The organism is Chromobacterium vaccinii, assembly GCF_001855275.1.
GTDB classification, from domain to species: domain Bacteria; phylum Pseudomonadota; class Gammaproteobacteria; order Burkholderiales; family Chromobacteriaceae; genus Chromobacterium; species Chromobacterium vaccinii.
Window position 1 is genome coordinate 1,358,276 of record NZ_CP017707.1, and the last position, 15,907, is coordinate 1,374,182.

Annotated in this window: 10 protein-coding genes; 7 read left to right on the forward strand and 3 right to left on the reverse strand. The window is 63.9% G+C overall.

The genetic code is table 11. From position 1 onward, the window contains the following. Positions 1-123 precede the first annotated feature (123 nt). The 3 genes from coaBC to BKX93_RS06145 all read left to right on the forward strand — a co-directional run bounded on the left by coaBC (position 124) and on the right by BKX93_RS06145 (position 2,915). The gene (coaBC, locus tag BKX93_RS06135; RefSeq protein ID WP_070979182.1) at positions 124-1,305 is read left to right on the forward strand and encodes a bifunctional phosphopantothenoylcysteine decarboxylase/phosphopantothenate--cysteine ligase CoaBC; all 1,182 of its coding nucleotides are present in this window, start codon (positions 124-126) and stop codon (positions 1,303-1,305) included. Positions 1,306-1,356: 51 nt separating this feature from the next. Next, the gene (dut, locus tag BKX93_RS06140) at positions 1,357-1,809 is read left to right on the forward strand and encodes a dUTP diphosphatase (RefSeq protein WP_021475736.1); all 453 of its coding nucleotides are present in this window, start codon (positions 1,357-1,359) and stop codon (positions 1,807-1,809) included. 86 nt (positions 1,810-1,895) lie between these two features. After that, a complete protein-coding gene (locus BKX93_RS06145) occupies positions 1,896-2,915 on the forward strand; it encodes a GGDEF domain-containing protein (protein ID WP_070979184.1) in 1,020 nt (339 codons plus the stop codon). Between the two features lie 179 nt (positions 2,916-3,094). Here BKX93_RS06145 and BKX93_RS06150 read toward each other — a convergent pair whose 3' ends face one another. Both BKX93_RS06150 and BKX93_RS06155 read right to left on the reverse strand, forming a co-directional pair. Continuing rightward, complete coding sequence (locus BKX93_RS06150; RefSeq protein WP_070979186.1) at positions 3,095-4,804, reverse strand: bifunctional metallophosphatase/5'-nucleotidase; 1,710 nt, start codon at positions 4,802-4,804, stop codon at positions 3,095-3,097. 217 nt (positions 4,805-5,021) lie between these two features. Beyond that, positions 5,022-9,830, reverse strand: coding sequence for an NAD-glutamate dehydrogenase (locus BKX93_RS06155; RefSeq protein ID WP_070979187.1), 4,809 nt, complete (start codon positions 9,828-9,830; stop codon positions 5,022-5,024). 476 nt (positions 9,831-10,306) lie between these two features. On the opposite strand from BKX93_RS06155, the gene BKX93_RS06160 reads away from it, so the two are divergent. From BKX93_RS06160 to BKX93_RS06175, 4 genes are all read left to right on the forward strand, one after another. Continuing rightward, a complete protein-coding gene (locus tag BKX93_RS06160) occupies positions 10,307-11,071 on the forward strand; it encodes an ABC transporter substrate-binding protein (protein WP_046158297.1) in 765 nt (254 codons plus the stop codon). An 82-nt stretch (positions 11,072-11,153) separates the two neighbouring features. After that, on the forward strand, positions 11,154-11,840 hold the full coding sequence (locus BKX93_RS06165) for an ABC transporter permease (RefSeq protein WP_046158296.1): 687 nt from the start codon (positions 11,154-11,156) through the stop codon (positions 11,838-11,840). Then, positions 11,837-12,568, forward strand: coding sequence for an ABC transporter permease (locus BKX93_RS06170; RefSeq protein ID WP_083340460.1), 732 nt, complete (start codon positions 11,837-11,839; stop codon positions 12,566-12,568). Before BKX93_RS06165 ends, BKX93_RS06170 begins: the two co-directional genes overlap by 4 nt. A 132-nt stretch (positions 12,569-12,700) precedes the next feature. Then, on the forward strand, positions 12,701-13,696 hold the full coding sequence (locus BKX93_RS06175; RefSeq protein WP_070979189.1) for a GlxA family transcriptional regulator: 996 nt from the start codon (positions 12,701-12,703) through the stop codon (positions 13,694-13,696). 1 nt (position 13,697) lies between these two features. On the opposite strand, the gene BKX93_RS06180 is transcribed toward BKX93_RS06175, so the two are convergent. Beyond that, complete coding sequence (locus BKX93_RS06180; RefSeq protein WP_244887248.1) at positions 13,698-15,878, reverse strand: ATP-binding protein; 2,181 nt, start codon at positions 15,876-15,878, stop codon at positions 13,698-13,700. Positions 15,879-15,907: the final 29 nt, after the last annotated feature.

A 15,907-nucleotide genomic window follows, 5' to 3' on the forward strand; every position in this document is an offset into this window, starting at 1 on the left:
CAGGCCAATAAGATAGAAGCAGGCAATGACATTAACATTGGCATGAACTGCCGACGACACGACCACCCGAAAGGACAAATCCGCTAGAATGGCCAGTTTACGGCTGATTTCGAAACCATAGAGATGACTGCCAAACGCATCCTCCTCGGCATCGGCGGCGGCATCGCCGCCTACAAGTCGGCCGAGCTGACCCGCCAGCTGATCAAGGCCGGGCACCAAGTGGAAGTGGTGATGACCGAATCGGCCACCCATTTCGTGACGCCCGCCACCTTCCAGGCGCTGTCGGGCCACACCGTCTACACCGATCTGTGGGATCCGCGCCCCAGCAACGCGATGGCCCATATCGAGCTGTCGCGCCGCGCCGACGCCTTCCTGATCGCGCCGGCCACCGCCAACCTGCTGTTCAAGCTGGCCCACGGCGCTTGCGACGACCTGGTCTCGACATTGGCTGCGGCGCGGACCTGCCCGCTGATCGTCGCCCCGGCGATGAATCTGCAAATGTGGCAAAACCCGCCCAACCAGCGCAACATCGCCCAGCTGGAAGCAGACGGCGTGACCGTGTTCGGCCCCGGCAACGGCTTCCAGGCCTGCGGCGAGACCGGCGACGGCCGCATGCTGGAGCCGCATGAAATCGTCGAGCTGCTGCACGGCTTTTTCGCCGACAAGCTGCTCGCCGGCAAAAAAGTGCTGCTGACCGCCGGCCCCACTTACGAAGCGATAGACGCGGTGCGCGGCATCACCAACATCAGCTCCGGCAAGATGGGCTACGCGCTGGCGCGCGCCTGCCGCGACGCCGGCGCCGAAGTCACGCTGGTATCCGGCCCCACCGGCATGGAAACGCCGCTGAACGTGCGCCGGCTGGACGTGCAGAGCGCGGCCGAGATGCAACAGGCTGTGCTGACCGAGGTGGGCCGCAGCGATGTGTTCATTTCCGTGGCGGCGGTGGCCGATTACCGGGTGAAGAACCGCAGCGAGCACAAGATCAAGAAAGGCGCGGCCGCGCCGACCATCGAGCTGGAAGAAAACCCGGACATCCTGGCCACCGTTGCCAGCCTGCCGGCCGCGCCGTTCTGCGTAGGCTTCGCCGCCGAAAGCCAGAACCTGCTGGAATTCGCCGAGGCCAAGCGCAGGCGCAAGAAGCTGCCCATGCTGGTGGCCAACCTCGCCCAGCAGGCGATGGGCGCCGACGACAATCAGGTGGTGCTGCTGGACGACGCCGGCGAGCACCCGCTGCCGCAGATGCCGAAGGACGACGTGGCCGCCGCCATCGTCCGCCGCCTGGCCGCCCTGCTGGCCAAGCGCTGAAGAATCAACCATCGGGCGGCTTTCGGCCGCCCCGCATCACAAGGAAACACCATGCAACCCGTAATCGACGTCAAGATCCTGGACGCGCGCCTGCGCGACAACCTGCCCGCCTACGCCACCTCCGGCTCGGCCGGCCTGGATCTGCGCGCCGCCACCGAAGAGACGATGACCATCCAGCCGGGCGAAACCAAGCTGATCCCGACCGGCATCGCCATCCACCTGAACGATCCGGGCCTGGCCGCCATGCTGCTGCCGCGTTCCGGCCTCGGCCACAAGCACGGCATCGTGCTGGGCAATCTGGTCGGCCTGATCGATTCCGACTATCAGGGCCAGATGTTCGTCTCGGTCTGGAACCGCGGCCAGGAACCGTTCCGCCTGGAGCCGATGGAGCGCATCGCCCAGATGGTGATCGTGCCGGTGGTGCAGGTGGGCTTCAATATCGTCGACGACTTCGACGCTTCCGACCGCGGCGCCGGCGGCTTCGGCAGCACTGGTCGCGGCTAGGACTGTTTTCTTCGGCGGCTTGCCTATACTTCTGGGAACTTGCGGCGCGGACGCGCCGCATCGCGGCCATTCCAGGAGTTCCCGCCATGCCGACGTCTCCCGCGGTGCAGGATGAAAGCAAGCTGCTGCTCGACAATCTGGTCGAGCTGACCTCGCAGCGCGAGCAGGAAATGCTGGAGTCCAGCCTGCTGTCCACCCTGGTGGAGCTGATGCATGTCGACAGGGTCGAGCTGTTCGCCTGCCGCCGGGTCAACGGCTCGCCCTATCTCTGCCGGCGGCTGGAAGCGCTGGCCGCGTCCGGCAAGCCGGAGGTCCGCGAAACCCCAGCCGACGGCTGGCTGCCCCCTTCCCCGCTCCTGCGCGAGCTGTTCAGCCATGCCCATCACGACAACACGGCGCTGCTGCGCATTCCCAGCGGCCTGTGCCTGCCCTTGCACTGCATGGGCAACATCACCTCGCTGGTGGTGATCCACTGCGGCCCGGACGCCGACGTCAACCGGGACATGCTGCTGGCGATGGCGCGGATACACGAGAACTTCCTGCGGCTGCTGTTCGAGGCCGACCGCGACATGCTGACCGCGCTGCACAACCGCCGCAAGTTCGACCTGCGCTTCTACAACCTGATCGCTTCCCTGCAGCATGAGGCGGAGTCCGCGGCCACCCATATGCTGGCCTTGCTGGACATCGACCATTTCAAGCAGGTGAACGACCGCTTCGGCCACATGGTCGGGGACGAGGTGCTGCTGCTGATGGCTCAGCTGATGCAGGCAAGCTTCCGCGAAGAAGACGGACTGTTCCGCTATGGCGGCGAAGAATTCGCGCTGCTGCTGGAATGCGGGGACGCGGAGCCGGCCGAAGTCGCGCTGGAGCGCTTCCGCGCCTCGGTCCGGCGGCACGTTTTCCCCCAAGCAGGCTGCATCACCATCAGCATCGGCTACACCCGCATCACCCCCGGATTATTGCCAGACCAGCTGCTGGAACAAGCCGACCGCGCGCTTTACTACGCCAAAAGCCACGGCCGCGATCAGGTCTGCGGCTATGAAAAGCTGGTGGCCGGCGGCAAGCTGGAATCCCCGCTCATCGCCGACCAGATAGACTACTTCTGAAAGCCCGCCCAATGCCTGCCGCGCCTCGGCGACACGGCTTTGCAAACAGCCTCGGAATCTCACGCGCCGTATGCGCGCTGCGCTTCTTCAGCTGTTTTCTCCTTGTCTCGCCCTCGCTCGCCGGACTTTGAACAGGCGCAGAGCCCTTCCACCTGCCCGCAGGCGGAGAGGCCGATCACTCATGGTCTCTGAACGATGCGGTTCAACGCCGGAACCGACAAGTTGGGATGCCCAGCCAGATAGTCATTCAGCACATCCACATCCACTCTGCCTCCAACGCGGTTGCCGCCTTCGGTCAGCACAGTGAAACCGTCGCCGCCGCCGGCGATGAAGTTGTTCACCTGCACCGTATAGCTGGCTGCGGGATCGATCTTCGCGCCGTTGATGGTGATGCTGTCGATGTCCACCTTGCTGCCGGCCGGGGCCGACTGGCTCCAGCTGTAGCGGAAGCCGGACGACACCTGCAGGATCTTGGGCTGGGACGGGTTGCTCCATTGCTGCTCCAGCAGGCGGTCTATCTGCGCGCCGGTCAGCGTCATCGTCATCATGGTGTTCCCGAAGGGCTGCACGGTGTAGACCTGCTTGTAGCTGATGCTGCCGTCCGCGGCCGGAGCCAGGTCGGCGCGGATGCCGCCCGGGTTCATGAAAGCCACCTCCGCGACTGCCGTCCCCTTCTTGCCGCTGGCCGCTAATTGCGAATCGGCGATCACGTCGCCCAAGGTCGATTCGCCCGCCGCGTTGGCGCTGCGGGTCAGCGCGCCCGCCAGCGTGCCTACAGGCTTGTTGCCTTTATCCGCCGCCTTGCCCAGATAGAACTGGACCAGGCTGCTGATATTGGCCAGCGGCGCGATGTCCTGCGTCACCGGACGGTTGACCGCCTGGATCGAACCCGGCACGAAAGTCCGCGTCGCCGGGCTCAGCTTGAAATTGATCTCGGTGAACAGCTGGCCGTAGTTCTTGGCGCTGGTGACCGTGCGGCCGTCGATCTGGCAGTTGTAGGCCTGATGGGTGTGGCCGGTGATCACCAGCCCCACCGCCTTGTCCAATTTTTTGACGATGTCGACGATGGGACCGGAAATGCCCTTGCACTCGTTGTAATTGCCGCTCTGGTAACCGCCCTCGTGCACCACCACCACCACCGCGGCCACGCCCTGCGCCTTCAGCTTGGGCACCAGCGCGTTGACGGTGTCCGCCTCGTCCTTGAAGCTCAGGCCCTGGATGCCGGTGGGCGCCACGATGTCGGGGGTGCCCTTCAGCGTCATGCCGATGAAGGCGACGGGGATATTGCCGTATTTCTTGATCTCGTAAGCCGGAAACAGCGTGCCGCCGTCCTGTTTCTGCACATTCGCCGCCAGGAACTTGAACTTGGCACCGCCGAAGCTGCCACCGTACAAGCAGGAAGTCTCCGCCGCCCCTGGCTTGCAGCCGCCATTCTGCATCCGCAGCAGTTCTTCCTGGCCGTCGTCGAATTCGTGGTTACCCACCGCGTTGATGTCCAGGCCCAGCAAATTCATCGCCTCTATCGTCGGCTCGTCGTGGAACATGCCGGACACCAGCGGACTCGCGCCGATCAAGTCCCCGGCCGACACCACCACGGTATTGGGCGACTGCGCGCGCAGTTGCTTGACCCAGGCGGCCAGATAGTCGACGCCGCCGGCCGTCACCTTGACGGTCTTGCTCGCATCGTTCGGATCAGGAATCGCCAACGTGCCCGGCGCTTCCAGGTTGCCGTGGAAATCGTTGAAGGCGATCATCTTGACCGCCACCTGGCCGGCGGCGGCTTCGTCGCCAGTCTGGGTGCGCGTCGCGCCCACGGACGAGGAATCGGACATGCAGCCGCCCAGCGCCAGCGCGGCGCCCAGGGCCATGCCCAGCGGAATCAGTTTCATCACTTGCTCCTTGCGTATTGTTCTTGCGAAATCCGCCGCTGCCACGGCATGACGTCGAGATCGGCAAAGATACACAATTTCAGTGACATTTGAGCTACTAAAATCCACAAAACCGATGTAAATCCGATATTCCGGCAATATCAACAAAAACGCCGCGAGGAATCCTCGCGGCGTTTTTCATTCCGCCCTCGCGGCCAGAATTTTCAGGCCATCGGCATCAGGCCAGCAGATGGTTGTTCAGCTCGCGCATGCCGGCGGACAGCATCGCCAGATCCAGCGCGCTGAACGACTGCAGCTCGGCGAACATCTGGCCGCAGATTTCCACCGCGCCCTGGCGATTGACCAGCCATTGGCCGGCGAAGTCCGCCGCCGACACGCCTTCCAGCGCCTGGCGGGCCAGATTGCGGTGCACGCTGTACAGATCGTCGCGCAGCGCCGAGCGGGCCAGCGACTGCCAGCGGTTGTCGCGCGGCAGGCCGGTGATGGCGTCGCGCAGCCAGTCCAGCTGCAGCGTGCTGCCCAGCTGGAAATAGTTGGCGGCCACCTGCTCCAGCTTGAGCTTGCTGCCCTCGCTGATCTCGATGATGTCCATCAGCGGCACCGCGAACTCCAGGCGCGCCAGCACCTGGGTCAGCGGCTGCGGCAGGTTGGCGTGGGCGATGCGCTGCTCCAGCGCGGCCACCGCCGGGTAGTCGGCGGCCGGAATCAGCTTGGGCAGCTGCGCCAGCAGGCCCTGCACCTTGGACGCGTACTGCTCGATCACCGCGTTGACGGAGCCGAGCGGACGCTTGTTGCGCAGCACCCAGCGGGTCACGCGCTCCACCAGCGTGCGCACCAGCACCATCAGCTGCATCTGCTGGTCGGCCGGCACCTTGTTGTCCAGCGCCTCGATCTGGCCCCACAGGCTTTCCGCGTCGAACACGCGGCTGGCGATCCACCAGGCGCGGGCGATGTCGGCCGCGGAGAACGGCGACTCCTCCTGCATCCGGAACACGAAGGTGGTGCCCATGCGGTTGATGATCTGGTTGGCCAGCTGGTTGGCGATGATCTCGCGGCGCAGCTGATGCTGTTCCATCTGCTTGCCGAAGCGCTGCTGCAGCGGTTTCGGGAAGTAGTTGACCAACACCGGCAGGAAGTCCTTGTCGTCCGGCACGTCGGTGGCCAGGATGGCCTGATCCAGCGAAATCTTGCTATAGGCCAGCAGCACCGCGATCTCGGGCACGGTCAGGCCCTGGCGGGCGAGGCGGCGCTCGTTGATCTGGGTTTCGGACGGCAGGTACTCGATCTCGCGGTTCAGCTCGCCGGTCTTTTCCATGTGCGCGATCATCCGCGCATGGGTGGTCAGCATCGCCGCCGACTCCTGGCGCTTGATCGCCAGAATCTGGGTCTGCAGCACATTATTGCGCAGCACCAGGTGGCCCACTTCGTCGGTCATCTCGGCCAACAGCTCGTTGCGCTGCTTCAACGTCATGTCGCCGGCCTGCATCACCGCGCCCAGCAAGATCTTGATATTGACCTCGTGGTCGGAGCAATCCACGCCGGCGGAGTTGTCGATGGCGTCGGTGGCGATGCGGCCGCCGGCCAGCGCGAACTCGACGCGGCCCAGCTGGGTGCACGTCAGGTTGCCGCCTTCGGCCACCACGCGGGCTTGCAGCTGGTTGCCGTTGACGCGCACCGGATCGCAGGCGCGGTCGCGGGCGTCGGCATGGCTCTGCGTGGACGCCTTGACATAGGTGCCGATGCCGCCGTTGTACAGCAGATCGATCTTGGCCTTGAGGATCTCATGGATCAGCTCGTTCGGCGCCATGTGATCCTTGCTGGTTTCCAGCCACGCCTTCACTTCCGGCGACAGCGGGATGGACTTGGCGCTGCGCTCGAAGATGCCGCCGCCCTTGGAGATCAGCTCGCGATTGTAGTCAGTCCAGCTGGAGCGCGGCAGATTGAACAGGCGCGCGCGCTCGGCGAAGCTCTTCTTCGCGTCGGGAGTCGGGTCCAGGAAGATGTGCAGGTGGTTGAACGCCGCCTTCAGGCAGATATGCTCGGACAGCAGCATGCCGTTGCCGAACACGTCGCCGGCCATGTCGCCGATGCCGATCACGCTGAAATCCTGCTCCTGGGTGTTGATGCCCAGGTGGCGGAAGTGGCGCTTCACCGATTCCCAGGCGCCGCGGGCGGTGATGCCCATGCCCTTATGGTCGTAGCCGGCGGAGCCGCCGGAGGCGAAGGCGTCGCCCAGCCAGAAGCCGTAGGCCTCGGAAATGCCGTTGGCGATGTCGGAGAAGGTGGCCGTGCCCTTGTCGGCCGCCACCACCAGGTACGGATCATCCGGGTCCAGGCGGCGCACGTCGGTCGGCGGTATGATCTGGCCGGTCACCAGGTTGTCGGTGACGTCCAGCAAGGCGGAGATGAAGATCTTGTAGCAGGCGATGCCTTCGGCCAGGAAAGCCTCGCGCTCGGACGGCGCCGGCAGCTGCTTGCCGACAAAGCCGCCCTTGGAGCCCATCGGCACGATCACAGAGTTCTTCACCATCTGCGCCTTCACCAGGCCCAGCACTTCGGTGCGGAAGTCTTCCATCCGGTCGGACCAACGCAGGCCGCCGCGGGCCACCTTGGAGCCGCGCAGGTGCACGCCTTCGACGCGCGGGCTGTAGACCCAGATTTCGAACATCGGCCGCGGCTGCGGCAGGAACGGAACCTGGCTGGATTCCAGCTTGAACGAGATGTAGGACTTGAACTGGCCGTCTTCCGCCTTCTGCCAGAAGTTGGTGCGGCGGGTAGCCAGCACCACGGCCAGGAAGCCGTTCAGGATGCGGTCTTCGTCCAGATTGGCCACGCCGTCCAACATGCCGCGCACGGCGGCCAGCAGCAGCTCGGCCTTGTCGTCGTCGAAGCCTGCCGGGTCCAGACGGGCGTAGAACAGCTCCACCAGGCTGCGGGTGATGGCCGGGTAGTTGGCCACGCATTGCTCGATATAGGCCTGGCTGAAAGTCAGGCCGCCCTGGCGCAGATACTTGGCCAGCGCGCGGATCAGCGAGATTTCGCGCCAATCCAAACCAGCCACCAGCGCCAGACGGTTGAAGCCGTCGTTTTCGCAGCGCTTGGCGAACACCTGGGCCAGCAGCTCCTGGAAGTCGTGCTGCACCTGGTCCTGCGCCATCTGCTCGCCGAAACCGCCGACGTCGAGACCGAAGTCGCTGATCCACACCAGGCTGCCATCGACGCGCTTGACGCAGTACGGGTGCTCATCGCGCACCTTGACGCCCATGTTTTCCAGAATCGGCAGGCTGGCGGACAAGCCCAGCGGCTCGCCTTCGCGGAACAGTTTGAGATTGAACGATGCGCCGCCGCGATGGAACGGACGGTACAGCTTCATCGCCAGCGGCTGCTCGGGGCAGATCGCCTCCAGGTGCTGGACGTCCAGCACCGCGTTGCGCACCGCGAACTCTTCGCGGTAAGCCAGCGGGAAGCCATCCTTGTAGCGGTTGAACAGGCCATTGCCGCGCTCTTCGCCGTGGGCTTCCACCAGTTGCTGGTGCAGCTCTTCGCTCCAGCCGCGCACCAGGCGGGCGATTTCAGCCTCGATGTCGGCGGCGTGGAATTCAGGCAGCTTGGCGGATGCGGTGCGGATGATGTAATGGACGCGGGCCAGGGTGCCGTCGCCGATCTGCACGCTGAACTCGGCGCTGGCGCCGTTGAAGGCGTTCATCAGCACCTTTTCGATCTTCAGCCGCACTTCGGTGCTGAAGCTGTCGCGCGGCACATAGACCAGGCTGCTGACATAGCGGTGGTAGCGGTCGGCGCGGACGAACAGCCGCACGCGCGGACGTTCCTGCAGGCTGACGATGCCTTCGACGATCGGCGCCAGCACTTCGGCCGGAATCTCGAACAGTTCGTCGCGCGGGTAGCTTTCCAGCACGAAGCCCAGAGTCTTGGACTTGTAGCTGTCGTCGACGAAGTCGCAGTTCTTGACGACGGTGGACACCTTCTGGCGCAGGATGGGCACATCCTTCGGCGACATCTGGTAGGCGCTGGCGGTGTAGAGGCCCAGGAAGCGGCGCTCGCCGATCACCTGGCCCTTGTCGTTGAAACGCTTGATGCCGACGAAGTCGACATAGGCCGGACGATGGATGATGGAGCGGGTCTGCGATTTGTTCAGGATGATCAGCTGCGGCAGATGGGCGAGTTCGCGCAGCTCCTGCGGCAGTTGTTCGAAGCTGGCGGAGTACTCCTTGTCGCCCTGCTCTTTCAGGATGCCGAGGCCGGACTCCTTGACGATCTTCAGGCTGTCCTTGCCGTCGCGCTTGACCAGGTCGTAATCGCAATAACCCATGAACAGGAAGTTGCGGCCAGCCATCCAATCGAGGAAGGCCACCGCCTCCTTGGCCTCGGCGGCGCGGTCGCCCTTCAGCTTGGCCAGGTCCTTGCCGATGCCGGCCAGCACTTCGCGCATTTTCGGCTCGTCGCTGACCACCAGGCGGATATCGGCCAGCACGCGCTTGAGCTCGGCTTCGAGCTTGGCCAGCAGCTCGGCGTCGCTGATGCGGTCGATCTGGACGTGGATGAAGGATTCCAGCGGCAGGCTGCGGTCCTCGGTGCGCTTCACCTCGGCCAGCACGCCGCTCTTGTCGCGGGCAACCGCCAACACCGGGTGGACCAGCAGATGCAGATTGAGGTTGTATCGCGACAGCAGCATGGAGATCGAATCGATCAGGAACGGCATGTCGTCGTTCACCACTTCGATCACCGTGTGGGTGCTTTGCCAGCCGTCGCGTTCGAAATCGGGGTTATAGATGCGGCACTTGACCTGTCCGGCAGAGCGCTTGCCGGCGAACTCGTAGTGCGCCATCCCTGCGCCGAACAGATCGAGCGAGGAGAACTGCCTGAGGTCGGCATGTTCGGTCTCTTCGAAATAGATCGGGAAGAAGGCGGCGAGTCGTTGGGTCTCCTTTGAAGAAAGCTTGCTCTCGGCCACTGCCTGAATATCAGCGATCAGGCTGGCCAGTTCGGTCTTGTTGGTAAGCGACATTTAGCTTCTCTTGTTGTGAGCAGGGAGGTTGTCGGGGCATTGTAGATAGCGCCACCCCGGCCGGATTTCCTTAATGCGACATGCACTTACACAAAAAGCGCCACGCCTATCCCAGAGGCAACAACGCAGGCGCATAAGCCGCCCGAAAATCCAGCCGACACCTTACAGCAAAGCGACGGACAATTACACAAATCTCGTAACAGCACGCATTGTAGATCATCAAACAATTATCGCGTAACTTATTGATTTTTATGATATTTCCATTTGTTCGCAAAAGTAAGGTAGAATGTGCGCACTTGCTTGTGGGGATTGACCAAATCAGCCGCTTATTGTTGGCTATCGCAAAAACCGTTGGTCAATTCAGAACACAAAACGGCCCGGATCGGAACATTAACGTCGCCTCCGGTGCGGGGTTTACAAGCCGGCCGCCTGCGCATCGCGCCAGCGGCCAACGAGAGAGAAGTAGAAGCAACATCATGAAAAAAGCCCTGATCGCAAGCGCCGGCATCGCCCTGCTCGCTTCCCTGTCCGCCCAGGCGGAAACCCTGCGCATCGGCGTGGATCTCAACTACCCGCCCTTCTCCAAGCAAGGCGCCGACGGCAAGCCGCAAGGTTTCGACATCGACATCGCCAATTCGCTGTGCGCGGCGATGAAAGTCACCTGCCAGATCGTGCCCCAGGACTGGGACGGCCTGATCCCGGCGCTGAACGCCAACAAGTTCGACGCCATCATCTCCTCGATGCAGATCACGCCGGAGCGCCAGAAGGCGGTGGACTTCTCCCACAAGTACTACAACATCGCCAGCCGCATGGTGGCCAAGGACGGCACCAAGGTGGACGCCGCCAGCCTGAAGGGCAAGAAGATCGGCGTGCTGCGCGCCTCCACCCAGGAAAAGTTCGCCAAGGACAACTGGGGCAAGAACGGCGCCGCCATCGTGTCCTACGCCAAGTCTCCTGAATCCTTCCTGGATCTGAAGTCCGGCCGCGTGGACGCCGTGTTCGTCGACAGCGCCGTCGGCGAGCAGGAGTTCCTGAAGACCGCCCAGGCCAAGGGCTACGCCTTCGTCGGCCCCAACTACTCCGACGTCAAATACTTTGGCCCGGGCTGCGGCATCGCCGTCAAGAAGGGCAACAAGGCATTGGTCGAACGCTTGAACAAGGCCATCGACCAGATCCGCAAGGACGGCGCCTACAAGAAAGTCCAGGACAAGTACTTCAGCTTCGACATCTACGGCGGCTGAGCCCTGAACTGAACCACCCGATACGACGCCGGCGCGCCTCCCGCGCGCCGGCGTCGGCAATCCCCTTTTCCGAGATTGCTTCATGCTTCAAGGCTACCTTCCCAGCATCCTCGAAGGCGGCGTGCTGACCCTGAAACTGGCCGGCACCTCGCTGGTCGTGTCCGTCGCGCTCGGCCTGGTCGGCGCGCTGTTCAAGTCCAGCCACTCCCGCCCGCTGACTCTGCTGGCCGAATTCTACTCCACCGTGGTGCGCGGCATTCCCGACCTGGTGTGGATGTTCCTGCTGTTCTTCGGCGCCCAGATGGCGCTCAACGACATCTGCGGCTATTTCGGCTGGCAGAGCCCCGACATCAACCCCTTCGCCGCCGGCGTGGCCACGCTGGGCTTCATCTTCGGCGCCTACATGACGGAAACCTTCCGCGGCGCGATGATGGCGGTGCACAAGGGCCAGATGGAAGCCGGCCTCGCCTACGGCATGTCGCCGCTGCGCGTGTTCTTCCGCATCCAGCTGCCGCAGATGGTGCGCTACGCGCTGCCCAGCTTCTCCAACAACTGGCTGGTGCTGGTGAAGTCCACCGCGCTGGTGTCGGTGATCGGCCTCAATGACGTGATGTACCGTGCCGACGCCGCCAAATCCGCCACCCAGCAGCCGTTCGATGTCTATGTCGTCGTCGGCGCGCTGTTCCTCGTGGTGACCGGCGTATCCAACCTGCTGCTCCACTGGCTGGAGAAACGCTATTCGATGGGCGCCAAGGAGAGCGGACTGTGATCGATCCCCAACTGATTATCGAGCGGCTGCCCGAGTTCTTCGGCGCCCATGACGGCAGCCCGATGCTGTCCAGCACCGACGGCCTGATCCTGACGCTGGAGCTGCTGGGCCTGTCCCTGCTGCTGGGCCTGGCCATGGCCGTCCCGCTGGCGGTGGCCCGCGTCTCCAAGAACCGCGCGCTGGCGGGCGCGGTCTGGCTGTTCGGCTACGTGTTCCGCGGCACGCCGCTGCTGGTGCAGCTGTTCATCATCTACTACGGCCTCGCCCAGTTCGACTGGGTGCGCGACAGCTGGGCCTGGCGATATCTGCAGGACGCCTACGTCTGCGCGATCCTGGCCTTCACGCTGAATACCGCCGCTTACACCACCGAGATCATCGCCGGCCAGATCCGCGCCACCCACTGGGGCGAAATCGAGGCGGCCCGCTCGATGGGCATGAGCCAGTGGCTGATGCTGCGCCGCATCGTGCTGCCATCGGCGCTGCGCCGCGCGCTGCCGGCCTACAGCAATGAAGTGATCATGATGCTGCAGAGCACCGCCATCGCCGGCCTGGTGACGCTGGCCGACCTGACCGGCGTCGCCCGCCGCATCTACAGCGAAAGCTATATGCCGTTCGAGCCCTTTCTCACCGCCGCGCTGATCTACCTGGCACTCACCTTCGGCCTAGTCTGGCTGATGAAGCGGGCCGAGCGCCGCTACCTGGCCTTCCTCGCGCCCCGCAAGCAGTGAGGCCGCGCGGGCCGGCAACAATTTGTGCCGGCCCGCTGAAATAAATCGTACAATGCAGGGCGAGATAACGCCGCCATGCCAGGCTTGCCTGCCATGGCGGCATTTTTGCCAACTGACACAGACAATCACACCATGGGTCACCCGCCCCAAACCGGCAAAGCCCTGCGCTTTGGCTTCCTGCTCCTGCCCCACGCCTCGATGGCCGACTTCGCCAGCGCCTCCGAGGTGCTGACGCACGCCAATCTGCTGGCGGAAAAGCGCCTGTACGAAACGCTGCTGCTGTCGCTGGACGGCGCGCCGGTGCAGCTGTCCAACGACATCAAGCTGGCGGTGGACCTGCCGCTGTCCTACGCGCCCAAGCTGGACTACCTGCTGATCCTGGCCGACGAGATCGTCAGCGATTTCGCGCTGGAAGACCTGAGCAAGGCCCTGGGGGGCGGCAACGCCGACAAGATGACCCTGGCCGGCATAGGCTGCGGCAGCTACTGGCTGGCGCGCGCCGGCCTGCTGGCGGGACAGCGCGCGACGATACACTGGCGCGAAATCGCGCGGCTGACCGAGGAATTCCCGGACGTGATCGTCACGTCCAATCTGTACGAGAGCGAGGGCCGCTGCCTGAGCTGCGCCGGCGGCGCCGCCACCTTCGACTTCATGCTGGACCTGGTCGGCAAACAGCAGGGCCACGAATTCATCGCCCAGCTGTCCGAGCTGTTCAGCATGGAGCGCATCCGTCCCGGCAACGAGCGCCAGCGCATCCCGCTGGCCACCCGCATCGGCGGCAGCCAGCCCAAGCTGACCGAGGCTGTCAGCCTGATGGAAGCGAATATCGAGGAGCCCCTGTCCACCGACGACATCGCCTACTACGTCGGCGTGTCCCGCCGCCAGCTGGAGCGGCTGTTCAAGCAATACCTGGGCACGGTGCCGTCGAAATACTATCTGGAGCTGCGTCTGAGCCGCGCCCGGCAACTGCTGCAGCAAACCAGCAAATCCATCGTCCAGATCGGTCTGGCCTGCGGCTTCTCCAGCGGTCCGCATTTCTCCAGTACCTACCGCAACCACTTCAACATCACGCCACGCGAGGAACGCGCCCAACGCGCCCTGCCCGGCGCGCTGACGCGCGCATCCTGAACTAGCTCAGCTGCCGCTCCGCCTGCAGGGCCAGCGGCAGCTCGATCCGGAAGCAGGCGCCGCTGGCCGGTATGTTTTCGGCCGAGATCAGCCCACCGTACTGCTCGACTATGGTCTGGCAGATCGACAAGCCCAAGCCCATGCCATGCGGCTTGGTGGAGAAGAACGGGTGGAACAGCACTTCCAGCAGATCGGGAGTAATCCCACGCCCCGTGTCTCTCACCTCCAGGATTCCCTTCCGCCCCTCGCGCCGGGTATGGATGATCACGTGCCGTTTCATAGGCGGCTCGTCCTTCAAGGCATCCATCGCGTTGGACAGCAGGTTCAACACCACCTGCTCCAGCTGAATGCTGTCCGCCATCACCGGGATGGAGTAACCGGACAATAGCTGCACCACTTCGATGCCCCGCTCGCGCAGATCGTACTCCGCCAGGAACATGCAGTTGCCCACCACCTGGTTGATATCGATCAGCCGCGTCTCGATCGCCCGTTTGCTGACCAGCGCTCGCAGCCGCTTGATGATCTCGCCGGCCCGGCCCGCCTGCGCCACCGCCAGCTTCAGCGCCGAATGCACCTGCGGCGGCGCGTCATCCACGCCCTCCAGCATCTGCATCGCCGCCTGGCAATAATTGGAAATGGCGGTCAGCGGTTGATTGAGCTCGTGCGCGATGCCCGAAGCCATCTCCCCCATCGTGTGCAGCCGCGCCACGTGCGAGAGCTTTTCCAAATGCTCCTTGACCCGGGTTTCGCTGGCCTCCAGCGCCTCGGCCGTGCGTTGGCGCAGCGGCCCCATGTCGCGCAGCGCGCACACCACGCCGATCAGCACGCCGTCGCGGGACAGCAGCGGCGCGACGCCGCCCTCGACGAAATGCACCTTGCCACGCGCGGTGGTCAGCTGCATTCTTTCCTGCAACTCCACCGGCAGACCGGTGCGGAAGCACTCGCCTATCGGATCCTCGGCGAACTCCGAGGCCAGCTCCCCCAGCAGCCGGAACACCTCGTGGCAAGGCTGGCCCAGCACCTCTTCGGCCGGCATTTCCACCAGCCTCAGCGCCATTGGATTCGCCATTTCAATGTTGCGATCCTGGCGCAGGATCATCACCCCGTCATGAATCGCATTCAAGGTCACAGACGCGCGCTCGCTCTGCAGAAACAGCTCCTCATCCGCCAGGCTGCGCTGCCTGCGCAAGGCCATGCGCTGGGAATATATCAGGCCGGCGGCGGCCAGCAGCAGCGTCAGCAACAGCTCCCTCAACAGCAGCGGCAACAACACCAGATCGCTGACGCGGACGTCCTGGGCGACGCCCAGCACAAATGGCTGCGCTTCGCTGTTCAGCGGCAGCTTCGCCTCCAGTCGGGTGACGACCGGCCACCAATCATGCTCGGCGACGCGATGAAGCCGCTCATACAACAGCTCATGCCCGCCCTCCTTGGCCAGCAAGGCCAAATCCAGATTATTGGACAGGCTGGCATCGACCGGCAATTGCAACAGCCGATCGCAGAAAACCACCAGCACCGCCATCCCGGCTAGCCGCTTTCTGCCTGGCGATTCCGAGTCCTGGAACAAGGGCTGCATCAGCAGATAGGCCCGCCCACCGCCGTCATACAGTTCGAAGGGACGAGAAGACACTTTCTGCCCGCCGGAAATCGCCCGCCGCAAATCCGGAGCGAAATAGGCATCGCCAAGCACGTCATAACCATAAACGGGACTGGCTGCCGGCAGATCCGGCTCTATCATCGAGACGACTAGAGACTGGGCTCGCACCGGGGCAGGCTGCCAGCTGCGTCGCCCCACGACGTCGAAATCGCGGATATAGAAAGTCTCGCCGAAGCGTTGCTCCATCTCTCTCAGGAAAACCACCCGATTATCGGCGGAAACATTGCGGAGAAACTGGATGGCGTACAACTGCTGATAACGGGGAAGCATCTCACGGGAAAAGGCGCCGACGGCAGCCGCATCAAACGGCTCGCGCGACAACAGCAGCGCATCGATCGCCGACAGCACCGACTCGTTCTGGTCCAGCCGCCTGGCCACGCCCGCATACGCCTGATGCGCGGCCAGCTCGAAGCCGTCCTGCAAGCGGCGATATTCGCTCACTCCCCACTGCGCCGTCACAAGCAGCGTGCAGGCAAGCCAGACCGCGCCGAACAGCAGCCACTCGCCGCCCTTGAATTTGCTCAAGACTTCCGCCCTAGGGGTTAATTCGACAT

What these genes read in the sequence shown, in the direction of transcription:
- BKX93_RS06165 (WP_046158296.1), top strand. Translation starts at nt 11,154, where the DNA reads ATGCTTCAAGGCTACCTTCCCAGCATCCTCGAAGGCGGCGTGCTGACC.
- BKX93_RS06175 (WP_070979189.1), top strand. Translation starts at nt 12,701, where the DNA reads ATGGGTCACCCGCCCCAAACCGGCAAAGCCCTGCGCTTTGGCTTCCTG.
- BKX93_RS06160 (WP_046158297.1), top strand. Translation starts at nt 10,307, where the DNA reads ATGAAAAAAGCCCTGATCGCAAGCGCCGGCATCGCCCTGCTCGCTTCC.
- BKX93_RS06150 (WP_070979186.1), bottom strand. Translation starts at nt 4,804, where the DNA reads ATGAAACTGATTCCGCTGGGCATGGCCCTGGGCGCCGCGCTGGCGCTG.
- BKX93_RS06145 (WP_070979184.1), top strand. Translation starts at nt 1,896, where the DNA reads ATGCCGACGTCTCCCGCGGTGCAGGATGAAAGCAAGCTGCTGCTCGAC.
- dut (WP_021475736.1), top strand. Translation starts at nt 1,357, where the DNA reads ATGCAACCCGTAATCGACGTCAAGATCCTGGACGCGCGCCTGCGCGAC.
- coaBC (WP_070979182.1), top strand. Translation starts at nt 124, where the DNA reads ATGACTGCCAAACGCATCCTCCTCGGCATCGGCGGCGGCATCGCCGCC.
- BKX93_RS06155 (WP_070979187.1), bottom strand. Translation starts at nt 9,830, where the DNA reads ATGTCGCTTACCAACAAGACCGAACTGGCCAGCCTGATCGCTGATATT.